Source organism: Micromonospora sp. NPDC048842 (assembly GCF_040649935.1).
In the GTDB taxonomy this organism is placed as follows: Bacteria; Actinomycetota; Actinomycetes; order Mycobacteriales; family Micromonosporaceae; genus Micromonospora; species Micromonospora hortensis.
In genome coordinates, this window is sequence record NZ_JBEZGK010000014.1 from 25,143 (window position 1) to 39,868 (window position 14,726).

At 72.4% G+C, this 14,726-nt stretch carries 15 protein-coding genes and 1 riboswitch; of the genes, 11 read left to right on the plus strand and 4 right to left on the minus strand.

What is annotated here, in order from left to right; genetic code table 11:
- Window positions 1-232 precede the first annotated feature (232 nt).
- The 4 genes from AB0C19_RS20390 (at window position 233) to AB0C19_RS20405 (ending at window position 3,637) form a co-directional block, all read left to right on the plus strand.
- Window positions 233-631, plus strand: a complete 399-nt coding sequence (locus tag AB0C19_RS20390; RefSeq protein WP_357187555.1) for a group 1 truncated hemoglobin — start codon at window positions 233-235, stop codon at window positions 629-631.
- Between the two features lie 2 nt (window positions 632-633).
- Window positions 634-1,815: a globin domain-containing protein gene (locus tag AB0C19_RS20395; RefSeq protein WP_357187558.1), complete on the plus strand. Its 1,182-nt coding sequence runs from the start codon at window positions 634-636 to the stop codon at window positions 1,813-1,815.
- A gap of 52 nt (window positions 1,816-1,867) precedes the next feature.
- Window positions 1,868-2,563, plus strand: a complete 696-nt coding sequence (locus tag AB0C19_RS20400; protein WP_112587029.1) for a cell division protein DivIVA — start codon at window positions 1,868-1,870, stop codon at window positions 2,561-2,563.
- A 114-nt stretch (window positions 2,564-2,677) separates the two neighbouring features.
- Window positions 2,678-3,637 carry a class I SAM-dependent methyltransferase gene (locus AB0C19_RS20405; RefSeq protein ID WP_357187560.1) on the plus strand — a complete coding sequence of 320 codons (960 nt, stop codon included), beginning with the start codon at window positions 2,678-2,680 and terminating at the stop codon, window positions 3,635-3,637.
- Window positions 3,638-3,662: 25 nt separating this feature from the next.
- Here AB0C19_RS20405 and AB0C19_RS20410 read toward each other — a convergent pair whose 3' ends face one another.
- Together AB0C19_RS20410 and AB0C19_RS20415 are read right to left on the minus strand one after the other, a co-directional pair.
- Window positions 3,663-3,941: a DUF1905 domain-containing protein gene (locus AB0C19_RS20410; protein WP_112587027.1), complete on the minus strand. Its 279-nt coding sequence runs from the start codon at window positions 3,939-3,941 to the stop codon at window positions 3,663-3,665.
- A gap of 28 nt (window positions 3,942-3,969) precedes the next feature.
- A complete protein-coding gene (locus AB0C19_RS20415; RefSeq protein ID WP_357187563.1) occupies window positions 3,970-4,626 on the minus strand; it encodes an NAD(P)-binding oxidoreductase in 657 nt (218 codons plus the stop codon).
- Window positions 4,627-4,744: 118 nt separating this feature from the next.
- On the opposite strand from AB0C19_RS20415, the gene AB0C19_RS20420 reads away from it, so the two are divergent.
- The 3 genes from AB0C19_RS20420 (at window position 4,745) to gcvP (ending at window position 9,821) form a co-directional block, all read left to right on the plus strand.
- Complete coding sequence (locus tag AB0C19_RS20420; protein WP_357187849.1) at window positions 4,745-5,812, plus strand: MerR family transcriptional regulator; 1,068 nt, start codon at window positions 4,745-4,747, stop codon at window positions 5,810-5,812.
- An 87-nt stretch (window positions 5,813-5,899) separates the two neighbouring features.
- Entirely contained in the window at window positions 5,900-6,742 is an 843-nt protein-coding gene (locus AB0C19_RS20425; RefSeq protein WP_357187566.1) for an NAD-dependent protein deacetylase, read from the plus strand.
- 84 nt (window positions 6,743-6,826) lie between these two features.
- Window positions 6,827-6,925: riboswitch (glycine riboswitch) on the plus strand.
- 73 nt (window positions 6,926-6,998) lie between these two features.
- Window positions 6,999-9,821: an aminomethyl-transferring glycine dehydrogenase gene (gene gcvP, locus AB0C19_RS20430; RefSeq protein WP_357187569.1), complete on the plus strand. Its 2,823-nt coding sequence runs from the start codon at window positions 6,999-7,001 to the stop codon at window positions 9,819-9,821.
- A 150-nt stretch (window positions 9,822-9,971) separates the two neighbouring features.
- Here the strand turns inward: gcvP and AB0C19_RS20435 are convergent, their stop codons facing one another.
- Window positions 9,972-10,172, minus strand: coding sequence for a DUF5999 family protein (locus AB0C19_RS20435; RefSeq protein WP_007460326.1), 201 nt, complete (start codon window positions 10,170-10,172; stop codon window positions 9,972-9,974).
- Window positions 10,173-10,268: 96 nt separating this feature from the next.
- Here AB0C19_RS20435 and AB0C19_RS20440 point away from each other — a divergent pair, with 96 nt between their 5' ends.
- Both AB0C19_RS20440 and def read left to right on the plus strand, forming a co-directional pair.
- On the plus strand, window positions 10,269-11,543 hold the full coding sequence (locus AB0C19_RS20440) for a chorismate-binding protein (protein ID WP_357187851.1): 1,275 nt from the start codon (window positions 10,269-10,271) through the stop codon (window positions 11,541-11,543).
- Between the two features lie 32 nt (window positions 11,544-11,575).
- The gene (def, locus tag AB0C19_RS20445) at window positions 11,576-12,085 is read left to right on the plus strand and encodes a peptide deformylase (protein WP_357187572.1); all 510 of its coding nucleotides are present in this window, start codon (window positions 11,576-11,578) and stop codon (window positions 12,083-12,085) included.
- Here def and AB0C19_RS20450 read toward each other — a convergent pair.
- Entirely contained in the window at window positions 12,082-12,852 is a 771-nt protein-coding gene (locus AB0C19_RS20450) for a TSUP family transporter (RefSeq protein WP_357187575.1), read from the minus strand. The two genes, def and AB0C19_RS20450, sit on opposite strands and share 4 nt — an antisense overlap.
- 183 nt (window positions 12,853-13,035) lie before the next feature.
- On the opposite strand from AB0C19_RS20450, the gene AB0C19_RS20455 reads away from it, so the two are divergent.
- Both AB0C19_RS20455 and AB0C19_RS20460 read left to right on the plus strand, forming a co-directional pair.
- Window positions 13,036-13,815: an endonuclease/exonuclease/phosphatase family protein gene (locus tag AB0C19_RS20455; protein WP_357187578.1), complete on the plus strand. Its 780-nt coding sequence runs from the start codon at window positions 13,036-13,038 to the stop codon at window positions 13,813-13,815.
- Window positions 13,816-13,922: 107 nt separating this feature from the next.
- Window positions 13,923-14,723, plus strand: coding sequence for an alpha/beta hydrolase (locus AB0C19_RS20460; protein WP_357187581.1), 801 nt, complete (start codon window positions 13,923-13,925; stop codon window positions 14,721-14,723).
- Window positions 14,724-14,726: the final 3 nt, after the last annotated feature.

Below are 14,726 nucleotides of genomic sequence, written 5' to 3' on the forward strand. Positions count from 1 at the left end.
GTTGTTTTCTCGCGACCGTCGGTGACGGTGGTGGGGGTCTATCGGTCGTGTCGGTCCACTGTGGATACTGTGGGTGTCGTGTCGGTGGCCCATTGTGGATATACCCATCGGTAGTGGTGACGCACCGTGTCGTCGTGTTGTCGGGAATCCGATAAGGGGGCGCTGACCGGGGGCGGTTGGCACGCTATGGTCCCTCACGGTTCTGGACCCTTCACCCCCGGAAGGAACGACCGTGACGGTTACGGAAGAGACTGCTCCCGCCTCGCACTACGACCGCATTGGCGGTGCCAGTTCGGTCAAGGCGGCCGTTGAGCTGTTCTATGACAAGGTGCTCGCGGACCCGGAGTTGGCGGGCTATTTCGCTGGCGTGGACATGGCAGGTCAGCGGCGGCATCTGGCGTTGATGTTGACGGTGGTGCTGGGTGGCCCGAACGAGTACACGGGTCGCGGGTTGGCCGAGGCGCACCAGCCGTTGAACATCACTGTGGAGCACTACGCGAAGGTGGGCGAGCACCTGACGGTGACGCTGACCGAGCTGGGGGTGCCGGCGGACATCCTCGCCGACGTGCAGACAGTGCTGGGGCAGGTGCAGGGCCAGGTGGTGGCTGCCGGGAACAGGTCGGGCGCCTGAGCGTGGACGCGGCTCGCCTCAAGCAGAGCTGGTCGGTGGTCGCCGGTCACGGCGACCAGGTGCCGCTCTACTTCTACTCGACGTTGTTCCTCGCCCATCCCGAGACGCGGCAGATGTTCCCCACGAACATGGCCGGTCAGCGGGACCGCCTCGTGACCGCGTTGGGTCACATCGTGTCCAACGTGGACCAGGTCGATGGGTTGGTGGGTTTCCTGCAGGATCTCGGCGCGGATCACCGTAAGTTCGCGGTCCGCGCGGAGCACTATCCGGCGGTCGGTGAGGCGCTGGTGGCCACGTTGCAGCATTTCCTCGCCGAGCAGTGGACCGACGAGTTGGCTGCGGACTGGACGGCGGCGTACGGGTTGGTCGCCCAGGTGATGATGGAGGCCGCGCAGGCCGCTGAGTCGGTCAATCCGCCGTGGTGGGTGGCGGAGATCGTGGCGCATGAGCGGCGGGCGTTCGACGTGGCGGTGTTGACGGTGCGTCCGCAGTATCTGTTGCCGTTCACGCCGGGTCAGTCGATCGGGGTGTCGCACCCGTCGGTGCGGTCGTGGCGGTACTACTCGCCGGCGAACGCGCCGCGGGCGGACGGCACGTTGGAGTTGCATGTGCGGGCCGCGCCGGGTGGTGCGGTGTCGTCGCGGCTGGTGTACGGGTCGGCGGTGGGGGATCGGATCCACCTGGCGGCGCCGGTGGGGGACCGGCTGGGGTTGTGGTCGGCGGGCTCCAGTGACCTGTTGCTGTTGGTGTCGGGTACCGGCTGGGCGCCGGTGAAGGCGTTGGTGGAGCAGGTGGCCGCGGAGGGTTCTCGTCGGCGGGTGGACCTGTATGTGGGTGCCCGGTCCCGTAGCGAGTTCTACGACAGCGATGCGATGGACAAGTTGGCGTCGTCGTATCCGTGGTTGACGGTGACGTACGTGGTCGGTGCCGATGTGCACCGGCCGGGGGAGTTCGTGCAGGCGGTGGACCGGGCGTTGGCCGACGGTGACTGGCGGTCCCGGCACGTGTTCGTGTGTGGGTCGGACGAGATGGTGTCGCACGCGGTGCGGACGTTGGTGCAGGCGGGTTACCACGCGGGTCAGGTGCACCACGAGGGCCTGGGCGCGCAGTGGTACGGCCCGGCGTGGCGGACGGCGGTGCAGCAGTCGGCTGCGGGTGACGCTTCGGGAGGTGGGCACAGGTGAGCGCGAGAAGTGAGCTTGCGAGCCCGGCGGTCGCGAACGGAGGTCTGCGCAGGTGAGTGCGACGCCGATCAGTCGGTATGACGGTGTGCAGGTTTCCGGCGGTGTGCAGGTGCGGATGACCGCGGATCGGGTTCGGCGGTGGGAGTTCGGTGCGGCGTCGTTTGCTCGGCGTGGTTACGACAACGCTGACGTGGACCGGTTCCGGGTGCAGGTCGCTGACGAGTTGGACCTGTTGGCGACGCAGATCGCGACGTTGCGGGCGGAGAACGAGCGGCTGACCGACCGGGTGGAGTTGCACCGGCACGGGGTGATTCCGAGTACGGGGGCGGCGGCGAAGGTTCCGGCGGCGCGGGAGGTGAATCTGCTGTCGGCGGCGCAGCGGGAGGCCGAGCAGATCATCGCGCAGGCCCATGACTACGCGCGTCGGGTCGCCGAGTACGCCCGGGTGCAGTACGAGAGTTACCTGCACGCGGCGGAGGCGGAGGCGAAGCAGGAGGCGGAGCGGGCGGTGGCGGAGTACCGCAGCGCGGCGGGGTCGAGCTTCGACGACACGGTGGCTACCCGGGAGGCGTTGCGGATCTTCGGGGAGATGATGGTGTCGCACATGCAGGCGGCGGCGCGGCATCTCGACGACGGCAGTGAGCAGTTGGCGCGCACGATGGATCGGATCGCGGCGGAGACGCCGGGGGCGCCGTTCGTGGGTGGCGTGGTGGGCCAGTCGGCGTTGCCGCGGCACCAGCAGCGCTGAGTCGCCGGGTGGGGTGCGCTGATGCGGACCCCACCCGGCGCGCTGGCGGCGGTGGCATAGTCGGAGGGGTCAGGCGGGGTTGACCCGTGGCCCGTCCCTGGGAGAGGCGCCGTCGTGTCGGTAGCACCGTCCCCAGCCGGTGGGTCAGCGGACCCGCTGGCCGCGTTGGAGGCGTCGGCGTGGGCGCTGGCGGCCGCGGTCGGCACCATGAGTGACGCCCTGTCGGCCCCGCTCGCCGAGGTCCTCGCGGCGTCGCCGCATCGCAGCGCGGTGCTGGAGGCCGCCGGTCTGCTGTGCTGGGACGGCGGTGCGCCGGTCGCGCACCCGTCGCTGGTGCCTGCCGACGGGCCGACCGGGCGCAGCGCGGTGCAGGCGCGGTTGAGTTCGCTGCGGCAGGCGGTCGCCGCGGCGGCGCAGGAGCCTTCCGGCGGGGGTGGGGCCGGCTGGGCGCAGGTGGACGACGAGGTGTTGCTGCATCAGGGCCGGGCGTCGGCGGCGACCGGCCGGGCGTTGGCGACCCGGGTGGTGCCCGAGTTGGCGGGGCTGGCGGAGCGTTTGGACTCGGCGGACGCCCGGGTGTTGGACGTGGGCACCGGTGTGGCGGCGTTGGCTGTCGCCCTGGCCCGCGCGTTGCCCCGGGTGTCGGTGGTGGGTATCGACGTGCTGCAACGGGCGTTGGACCTGGCCCGCGGGGAGTTGGCCGAGGCGCGCGATGTCGCGGATCGGATCAGTGTGCGCCGGCAGGACGTCGCGGAGGTGGCCGAGCCGGGAGGGTACGACCTGGTCTGGGTGCCGGCGCCGTTTCTTCCCCAGCAGACGTTGGCGCTCGCGTTGCCCCGGCTGGTGCAGGCGCTGCGACCCGGCGGGTGGTTGGTGGCCGGCACCAATCCGCCGGCGGGGGACCCGTTGCGGGCGGCCGTCGACCGGTGGAACGCCGTGCGCAACGGCGGCAACGCGTTCGACGCCGACCGGATGGCGGAGGTGCTGGCGGGGGCCGGGCTGGGTGAGGTTCGGCGTTTTCCGACAGTCCCCGGTGGCCCGGTGTTGGTCGCCGCGCACCGCCAGGGCGGCTGAGGGCGACCGTCGGCGGGGCGGGTGGTCAGCTGAGCCGTTGTTCGAGGTGGAAGGTGACCTCGGTGCCGGCGGCGCTCTTACCGATGGTCTTGCACAGGGCGGCGCGGATGGGCAGCCAGTGGGGGCCGGCGCCGGAGGGCATGAGGGTGGCGTTGAACGGGTGCCCGTCGATGGTGCCGGTGACCTTGACGGCGCGTCGGGTGCCGAGCAGGTCCGCGGAGTCGGGCACTGTCACGTAGGTGGCGAACGCGCCGTCTTTCTCGATGGGCGCGGTGAAGCGGTAGTCCAGTGGTTGCGGGTCCATGGGTTCTCTCCTCGGCGCGGCGGGTCGGTCAGCTGGCGGCGGCGCGGATGGCCTCGGCGATCGGGGTGGGCCCGTCGACGAGCTCGAGTGTCGCGCCGGTGGTGCGTGGTTCGTCGAGCAGCGCGGTGAGGACGTGGGCGACGTCGGTGCGGCTGATCGCGCCACCGCCGGCGTGGGGGGTGAGGGTGACCCGCCCGGTGGGTGGGTCGTCGGTGAGCCGGCCGGGTCGCAGCACCGTCCAGGCCAGGTCGCGGCCGCGCAGGTCGTCCTCGGCGGCGCGTTTGGCGCGCAGGTATGCCGCCCACACGTCGTCGGTGCCGGGGGCGGGTGGGGTGTCCACGCCCATGGAGGAGACGAGCAGGTAGCGGTGGACGCCGGCGCGGGTGGCGGCGTCGGCGAGCAGCGCGGCGGCGGCCCGGTCGACGGTGTCCTTGCGGGCGGCGCCGCTGCCGGGGCCGGCGCCGGCGGCGAAGACCACAGCGTCGGCGCCGTGCAGGTGCTCGGCCACCTGGTCGAGCGGGGTGTGTTCCAGGTCGCAGACGACGGGGGTGGCGCCGGCGGCGCGCAGCGTCGCGGTCTGCTCGGGGTTGCGGATGAGGCCGACGGCGGTGTCGCCGCGCCCGACGAGGTGACGTTGCAACAGTAGGGCGATCTTGCCGTGGCCTCCGGCGATGACGACGCGCATGCGCCCAACCTACCGGCGCCGCGGGTGCGGGCGGCGTCACCGGCTTGACCTTGACCTTTGGGTAACCCTCAGCCTGGTGGGTGCCGGTCGCCGTGACCGGTGCGAGGAGGATGTCGACGTGGGGCTGATGACCATCGGGGCGTTCGCCCGGGCGGCGAGGCTGACGCCGAAGGCGTTGCGCCTGTACGACCAGGTGGGGCTGTTGGTGCCGGCCGCTGTCGATCCGGAGTCCGGTTACCGGCTCTACGACCCGGCTCAGCTGCCGGTGGCTCGGCTGGTCGCCCAGTTGCGTCGGCTCGGTATGCCGCTGGCGACGATCCGGGCCGTGTGTGCTCTGGAGCCGGCGGCGGCGGCTGAGGCGGTCACCGCGTACTGGCGGCAGGTCAGCGCCGACACCGCGGCCCGCGCGCGGCTCGCCACCCTCCTCGTGGACCACCTCTCCGAAGGGGGCGCCACCATGTCCGACCCGAATCCCACAGTTGCCGTCCGCTGCGCCGCCGGTTGTGACACCGGCCTGGTGCGCGACAGCAACGAGGACACCGCGTACGCCGGCGAGCGGTTGCTCGCCGTGGCCGACGGTATGCGGGGGCCCGGCGGCGCGGCCGCCAGCGCCGCCGCCGTCGACGCCCTGAAGCCGTTGGCGTTCACCGATGTGCCGGCCGCCGACCTGCTGACGATGCTGGCCGGCGCGGTGAGTGACGCCGACCGCGCCGTGCACGGGTTGGCCACCGACACCGACCAGCCGGTCACCACGCTGACCGCGCTGCTGCTCAGCGGTTCCCGCCTGGCGCTGGTGCACGTCGGCGACACCCGGGCCTACCTGCTGCGCGGCGGTCAGCTGTCGCTGCTCACGCAGGATCACACCTGGGTGCAGGCCCAGGTTGATCAGGGCCGGCTCGACCGGGACCAGGCCGCGGCGCATCCGCAGCGCGCGGTGTTGGTGCGTGCCCTCGGTGGCGGCCGGCAGGTCGAGGCGGATCTGGCGCTGCGGAGCGCGTTGCCGGGTGACCGGTACCTGTTGTGCTCCGACGGGTTGTCCGCTGTCGTCGAGCGGGCCGATCTGGGGTCGGCGTTGGCCGCGACGGACGATCCCGAGGACACGGTGCGGGCGCTGATCGATCTGGCGCGGGCCAAGGGGGCACCGGACAACATCGCCTGCGTCGTCGCCGACGTCGTCGCGGTGTAGCCGCCGACGTCGCCCGCGCCGGGTGGGGTCGCCCACCCGGCGCGGGGCTCGGCGTTGGCGAACCGGTTGAGGCAGCATGGAGAGGTGATGGAGAGCTTCGACGCGTTGACCTCGCTGGTGGCCGGTGGTGGGGTGGTGGTGCTCAGCGGCGCCGGCCTGTCCACCGAGTCGGGAATTCCGGATTACCGGGGGCCCAGCGGGGTGGCGCGGCGGCACACGCCGATGACCTTCCAGGCGTTCACCCGTGATCCCCTGGCCCGGCGGCGTTACTGGGCGCGCAGCCACCTGGGTTGGCGGCTGATCGCGGGCGCGGCGCCCAACCCCGGGCACCGGGCGGTGGCCGGGCTGCAACACGCCGGGCTGGTCGACACGGTGATCACCCAGAACGTCGACGGTCTGCACGGTGCGGCCGGCAGCCCGTCGGTGATTGAGCTGCACGGCCGCCTCGACGAGGTGACCTGCCTGGACTGCGGCAACCTGACCTCCCGGGAGGAGCTTCACCGGCGGCTGCGCGAGGCCAACCCGGAGTTCGTGGCCCGCGTCGCCGCGATCAACCCGGACGGTGATGTTGATCTCCCTGATGAGCAGGTGGCGGCGTTCCGGCCGGTGGACTGCGGGATCTGCGGCACCGGGATGCTGAAACCGGACGTGGTGTTCTTCGGTGAGACGGTGCCGCCGCAGCGGGTGGCGCGGTGTTTCGCGGCCGTGGAGCAGGCCCGCTCGTTGCTGGTGCTCGGGTCGTCGTTGACGGTGATGTCGGGGCGCCGGTTCGTGATTCGGGCCGCGAAACGGGGCATCCCGGTCGCGATCGTCAACCAGGGGCCGACCCGGGGTGACGGCCACGCCACGGTCTGCGTCGACGCGCCGTTGGGCGCGGTGCTGCCGCGGTTGGCCGCGCGGGTCGGCGCTGGAGCGCCGCTCAAGGTGTGATCGTGGGTCTCTGGCCTCGGTGCCCGGCCCGGGGGTAGGACATCCGCCGGAAACACCGACGCTGGTAGCGTTGAGCACGCCGGTAACACCCACGTGGGAGAGACCGCCCGACAGCACGCAGGGCGGCGCCGAAGGGGCAAATCCTCCCCGGAACCTCTCAGGCAAAAGGACCTCGTGGGCAGGCACTGTGGAGTGCCCCTGTGGGTGCGACAGAGGGGGAGGCCGACACGTCGACCTCGCCCCGGGAGTGCCCCCTATGACCGTAGAGCAGTTCGCCACCCGTCACATCGGTCCCGGCCCCGACGATGAGCGTCGGATGCTGGAGGTCGTCGGGCACGACTCGATCGACGAGCTGATGGACGCCGCGATCCCCGAGGTGATCCGCTGGCACGGCACCCTCGACCTGCCCGACCCGGCCACCGAGGCCGAGACGATCGCCGAGCTGCGGGCCCTCGCGGCGCGTAACACCGTCGCCGTCTCCATGATCGGGTTGGGGTACCACGGCACGCACACCCCGGCGGTGATCCGCCGCAACGTGCTGGAGGACCCGGCCTGGTACACGGCGTACACGCCGTACCAGCCGGAGATCAGCCAGGGCCGCCTCGAGGCGCTGCTGAACTTCCAGACCATGGTCACCGACCTGACCGGGTTGGCCACCGCGAACGCCTCCATGCTCGACGAGGGCACCGCGGCGGCGGAGGCGATGACCCTGGCGCGGCGGGCCTCCAAGAGCAAGAGCGGCGTGTACGTCGTCGACGCCGACGCGTTGCCGCAGACCATCGCGGTGATCACCAGCCGGGCCGAGCCGCTCGGTATCGACGTGCGGGTCCTCGACGTGCAGCGCGACGAGTTGCCGGCGGAGTTCTTCGGCCTGCACCTTCAGTACCCGGGGGCGTCCGGGGCGGTGCGCGACCACGCCAACCTCGTGGAGGCGGCGCACGCCGTCGGCGCCCTCGTGACCGTCGCGGCGGACCTGCTGGCGTTGACGCTGCTGCGCGCACCGGGGGAGATCGGCGCGGACATCGCCGCCGGCACCACCCAGCGTTTCGGCGTACCGATGGGCTTCGGTGGGCCGCACGCCGGTTACCTGGCGGTGCGCTCGGGCCTGGAGCGGATGCTGCCCGGGCGCCTGGTCGGGGTGTCGCGCGACGCGGACGGCAACCCGGCCTACCGGTTGGCGTTGCAGACCCGTGAGCAGCACATTCGGCGGGAGAAGGCGACCAGCAACATCTGCACCGCGCAGGTGCTGCTCGCGGTGATGGCCGGCATGTACGCCGTCTACCACGGCCCGGACGGGCTGCGCGACATCGCGACGCGTACCCATGCGATGGCGGCGCGGCTCGCGGCCGGGTTGCGCGCCGGTGGGGTGGACGTCGCGGACGTCGCGTTCTTCGACACCGTCACCGCGAGCGTGCCGGGGCGGGCCGCCGAGGTGGTGGCCGCCGCCGCGGACCGTGGTGTCAACCTGCGGCTGGTCGACGCCGACCGGGTGGGGGTGTCCTGCGACGAGACCACCACTGACGCGCACCTGACGCAGGTGTGGGAGGCGTTCGGGGTGCCCACGTTCGACGGCGACGCGGACGCGGCCCTGCCTGTCGACCTGACGCGCGGCAGCGACTTCCTCACCCACCCGGTGTTCCGCAGCCACCACTCGGAGACGGCGATGCTGCGCTACCTGCGGCGGTTGTCGGACTTCGACTACGCCCTGGACCGGGGCATGATCCCGCTCGGGTCGTGCACGATGAAGCTGAACGCGACCACCGAGATGGAGCCGGTCAGCTGGGCGGAGTTCGCGAACATCCACCCGTTCGCGCCGGACGCGCAGACCGTCGGGTACCGGGAGATGATCGGTCAGCTGGAGTCGTGGTTGGCCGAGGTGACCGGCTACGACGCGGTGAGCGTGCAGCCCAACGCCGGTTCGCAGGGTGAGCTGGCCGGGTTGCTGGCGATCCGCTCGTACCACGCGTCGCGGGGTGAGACGCACCGCGACGTGTGCCTGATCCCGTCGTCGGCGCACGGCACGAACGCGGCGTCGGCGGTGATGGCCGGCATGCGCGTCGTCGTGGTGGCCTGCGACGACGACGGCAACGTCGACCTCGTCGACCTGGACGCGAAGATCGACAAGCACCGCGACGGGCTCGCCGCGATCATGGTGACGTACCCGTCCACGCACGGCGTGTACGAGACGGGCATCGCGTCGCTGTGCGCGAAGGTCCACGACGCCGGCGGTCAGGTGTACGTCGACGGGGCGAACCTCAACGCCCTGGTCGGGTTCGCCAAGCCCGGCAAGTTCGGCGCTGACGTGTCGCACCTGAACCTGCACAAGACGTTCTGCATCCCGCACGGCGGCGGTGGCCCCGGAGTGGGTCCGGTGGCGGTCCGCGCGCACCTGGCACCGTTCCTGCCCGGCGACCCGCTGGGCGCGCACGTGGACGCCACGCCGGCGATCTCGGCGGCGAAGTACGGGTCGGCGGGGATCCTGCCGATCCCGTGGGCGTACCTGCGGATGATGGGCGCCGAAGGGCTGACCCGGGCCACCGGTGTGGCGGTGCTCGCGGCGAACTACGTGGCCGCGCGGCTGCGGGGGCACTTCCCGGTGCTGTACGCCGGCAACAAGGGCCTGGTGGCCCACGAGTGCATCCTCGACCTGCGGCCGTTGACGAAGGCGACCGGGGTGAGCGTCGACGACGTGGCGAAGCGGCTGATCGACTACGGCTTCCACGCGCCGACGATGTCGTTCCCGGTGGCGGGGACGCTGATGGTGGAGCCGACCGAGAGCGAGGACCTGGCCGAGCTGGACCGGTTCTGCGACGCGATGATCGCGATCCGCGCGGAGATCGAGCAGGTGGGCTCCGGGGCGTGGCCGGCGGGGGACAACCCCCTGGCCAACGCGCCGCACACCGCGGTGATGGTCAGCGGTGACGAGTGGTCGCACTCGTACCCGCGGTCGGTGGGCGCGTACCCGGCCGGAGTGGACCGGGCCGGCAAGTACTGGCCGCCGGTGCGGCGCATCGACGGCGCGTACGGCGACCGGAACCTGGTCTGCTCGTGCCCGTCGCCGGAGGCGTTCGAGGACTGACGACGCCGGAGGCGTTCGAGGACTGACGACGGCGCGCCGGGGCGGGCGGTACGGCCTGCCCCGGCAGCCGCTGCGACCTGGGCGGCGACGTCCCTTACCGGGGGACTAGCCTGGGTCGACGGCGGCTAAACGGTGACGCTGAGTGGTCGGTCAGGCCACGAGGGCGTGGCGGGCGGGGCCGCGGTGCGGTGCGATGCTGCTGCCGTCGGGAAGCAGCTCGCCGGTGTCCTCGAAGACGATGACACCGTTGCAGAGCAGGCTCCAGCCCTGCTCACGGAAGCAGGCGAGGACCCGCGCGGCTTCCCGGTCGGTGGCTTCAGCGGAGGGGCAGGTCGGTTGGTGCTGGCACATCGGGTTCTCCGGACTGTGGGGGCACTGTGTCATGGTTCACATGACCAGTGACGCACAGTACCAAGCGAAAGTGTCCAGCATCGAGCAGGTGCCCGCCTGGTGCACGGGAAATCCACTGAACGGATGAGGAAGGTTGGACCGTACGGCGTGGAAACGCTCCCACACGTGTGGGTCGCGGACAGCGACCCGGCGGCATCTGCCGCCTACCGCGGCCCGGCGGCATCGATCGATGCACCCGCCGCACCGGCCGTGTGCCGGGGTGCGCTCGTCGAACGCGCCCGCCTGCGCTGGTCCCGCGGCGACGGCGGCGACCCCGCGGCCCTCGCCGAGGAGTTCCTCGCCGCGCACGGCCTACCCCTGCACGACCTGACCCGACCCGCCACCGGCCAGCACGGCACCGGGGTCTGCGGCGCGGCGCTGTACCTGTCCGCCGCCGCCGGGGCGCTGCTGGCCGGCGCACCCACCGGGGCACCCGAACCCGCGCCGACCCTGCCCGACCTCGCCGTCGTCATCTACCAGCACGGCCCCACCCGCGTCACCCGCCCCGGCCCGCCGCCGCCGTGGCGGCTCGGCGAATGGGTCGAGAGCTGGACCCCCGACCAGCACGCCGCCGCCGTCGACGCGGTCCGCGCCGCCATCGGCCGCGGCGACGTCTACCAGAGCAACCTCGTCGGCCACGCCGCCGCCCCCTACACCGGCGACCCACTGCCCGCCCTGAGCCGCCTCGGCGCGCTCCCCGGCGCCCGCTACGGCGGCGTCCTCACCGGCGACGGCTGGGCCATCGGCTGTGCCTCCCCGGAAACCCTCGTCGAGGTCACCGACGGGCACGTGATCACCCGACCGATCAAGGGCACCCGCCCGGCCACCGCCACCGGCCGCGCCGAACTGCTCGCCAGCGCGAAGGAACGCGCCGAACACATCATGATCGTCGACCTGGAACGCAACGACCTCGCCCGCATCGCGCGCACCGGCACCGTCACCGTCGACGAGTTGTTCGCCGTGCGCCGCTGGTGCGACCTGTGGCAGGCCGAGTCGACAGTCCGCGCCGCCGCCGCCGACGGCCTCGGCCTCGCCGACCTGCTGCGCGCCACCTGCCCCGGCGGCTCCGTCACCGGCGCCCCGAAACTCGCCGCCCTGACCCAGATCAGCGCCCTCGAACCGGTCGGGCGGGGCGCCAGCATGGGCGCGCTGGGCTGGGTCGCCCCGGGCCACGTCGACCTGGGCCTGACCATCCGCACCGCCGCCGCCGACGGCCAGCGGCTGCACACCTGGGCCGGCGGCGGCATCACCTGGGACAGCGACGCACGCGCCGAGGTCGCCGAGGCCGCCGCGAAGACCACCCCGATCCGCGCCACCCTGGCCGGGCGCTGACCGCGCCACCGCACGGCGATACGCTGAACCCCATGACCATGCGGCCCATCCGGATCATCGGCGACCCTGTCCTGCGCACCGGATGCGAACCGGTCACCACCTTCGACGCCGAGCTGCGGACCCTCGTCACCGACCTGATGGACACCCTGCTCGGCGCCCCCGGCCGCGCCGGCGTCGCCGCACCGCAGATCGGCGTCAGCGCCCAGGTGTTCGTCTACGACGCCGACGGGCACCGCGGCCACCTCATCAACCCCACCCTGGAGCTGTCCGACGAGCTCCAGGACGACGAGGAGGGCTGCCTGTCCATCCCCGGGTTGTACTTCCCGACCGTGCGGGCCCTGCACGCCACCGCCCACGGCGTCGACCAGCACGGCGAGCCGCTGACCATCGCCGGCAGCGGCTTCCTGGCCCGCGCCCTGCAACACGAGACCGACCACCTGAACGGGCGGCTCTACGTCGACACCCTGCGCGGCGACACCCGCCGCCGGGCCCTGCGCGAGATCCGCGCCGGGCGCTTCGACTCACCCAGCCGCCGCGGCTAGCTCACCCACTGGTCGTGGCCCAGCTTCGCGACCAGGGCCACCACCACCACCAGCAACACCACCCGGACGAACCCGGCGCCGCGGCGCAACGCCATCCGCGCCCCCAGCACCGCGCCGGCGATGTTGCACACCGCCATGCCCGCGCCCAGCAGCCACCACACGTGCCCGGTCACCCCGAACACCACAAGCGCGCCCAGGTTCGTCCCCGCGTTGACGACCTTCGCCATCGCCGAACCGTGCACGAAGTCCGCGCCCACCAGGGCGGTGAACGCCAACACCAGGAACGTGCCGGTGCCCGGGCCGATCAACCCGTCGTACAGGGCGATCCCCACCCCGGCCACCGCGATCACCATCGCCACCCGTACCGGGGTGCGCTTCGCCGGTACCGCCACCACCCCCATCCGGGGACGCAGCAGCACGAACACCGCCACCGACACCAGCACCACCAGCACGACCGGCCGGTACGCCGACGCCGGCACCGCCCCGGCCAGCGCCGCGCCCACACCCGCGCTGAGCACCGCGAACCCCGCCGCCGGGCCCGCCACCCGCCAGTCGACAGTCGTTCTGCGGGCGTACGTCGCCGCCGCCGTGGCCGTACCGAAGATCGCGGCCAACTTGTTCGTGCCCAACGCGGTGGCCACCGGCAATCCCGGGGCGGCCACCAACAACGCCGGCAGCAGCAACAACCCGCCACCACCGACCACGGCATCGACCCACCCGGCCATCGCGGCGGCGGCCAGCAGGGTACTCAGCGTCACGGCGTCCACGGGCAGCAAGTCTGCCCACCCGACGCGCCGCGGCGGCACCCGAGTGGCCAGCCTCACCCGGTCACCGACCCCGCGTCCGCCGCAACCACACCCCCAACGCTCCGACCGCCACGAACACCAGCACCGAACACAACAACACCTTCACCACCGGGCAACCATGCCACGGGCACGTAAGGTGCAGGAGTGCGCCTGGCCACCTTCAACCTGCTGCACGGACGGTCCCTCACCGACGGGCTCGTCGACTCCGACCGACTCGCCGCCGCCATCGGCGCCCTCGACGCCGACGTGCTCGCCCTTCAGGAGGTCGACCGCGACCAACGCCGCAGCGGCCACCTCGACCTCACCGCCATCGCCGCCCGCGCCCTGGACGCGCCGCACCACCGCTTCGCCGCCGCCGTGGTCGGCACCCCCGGCGAACAGTTCCGCCCACTGCGCCACGACGACGACGGCCACGGCGAACCCTGCTACGGCATCGGGCTGATCAGCCGACACCCCGTACGCAGCTGGCAGGTCACCCGACTCAAGCCGGCGCCGGTGCGCTCACCGGTCTACGTGCCCGGCCCCCGCGGCGGCCTGATCCTGCTGCACGACGAACCCCGCGTGGTCCTCGCCGCCGTCCTGGACACCCCGCACGGCCCTCTCACCGTCGCCGCGACCCACCTGTCCTTCGTGCCCGGCTGGAACGCCCGCCAACTACGTCAGACCGTCCGTGCCCTGCGTGCGCTGCCGGGGCCCCGCGTCCTGCTCGGCGACCTCAACCTGCCCGCCGGCGCGGCCCGGCTCGTCTCCGGCTGGCACCCCCTGGGTCGACGCCCCACCTACCCGTCCGGGCAGCCCCGCGTTCAACTCGACCACATCCTCGCCGACCGGCACGCCCTCGACCAGCTCCCACCCGTACGCGCTGTCACCGCGCCGGCGTCCACCATCTCCGACCACCGCCCCCTGCTGGTCGACCTCGGCTGAGCATCATCGCCCAACCGGCCGCATCGCGGCTCACGAATGCCTAGGGTGGGCTCGCCGACACCACGCTGTCGCACCATCGCCACCCCCGACACCACAGGGAGCTGACCATGAGCGACACGCCGGACACGATCGTCCTCATCCACGGGTTCTGGGTCACCCCCCGCAGCTGGGAACACTGGGTCACCCACTACCAGGACAAGGGCTTCCGGGTGCTCACCCCCACGTACCCCGGCCTGGAAGGCGAGGTCGAGGCGATCAACGCCGACCCCAGCCCGCTGGAGACGCTGACCGCGCCACAGATCATCGCGCACCTGTCCGCGGTGCTCGACGCGCTGCCCACGCCACCCATCCTCATGGGCCACTCCGCCGGCGGGGCGTTCACCCAGGTGCTGCTCGACCACGGCTACGGCGCCTCGGCGGTCGTGCTCAACTCGGCACCCACCGAAGGCGTCACGGTGACTCCCTTCTCGCAGCTGCGTTCCACCTTCCCGGTGCTGCGCAACCCCGCCAACCGGCACCGCGCCGTCGGGTTCACCTTCGAGCAGTGGAACTACGCGTTCACCAACACCTTCGACGAGCAGACCGCCCGCACCCTGTACGAGCGCTACGCCATCCCCGCCGCCGGCGGCATCCTCTGGGACAGCGTCCTGGCCAACCTGCTGCCCGGCCCCCAGGACATCGCCGTCGACTACCACAACGACCAGCGCGCGCCGCTGCTGTTCATCTCCGGCTCGGCAGACCACATCATGCCGCCCAGCGTGCAACGCGCCAACGCCGCGCACTACAAGGGCGACACCATCACCGAGGTCGAGCTCTTCGAGGGGTACGCGCACCTGCTGCCCGCCCAACAGGGCTGGCAGCGCATCGCCGACGTCGCCCTCGACTGGGCCCTGCGCCACGCCCGGTGAGCG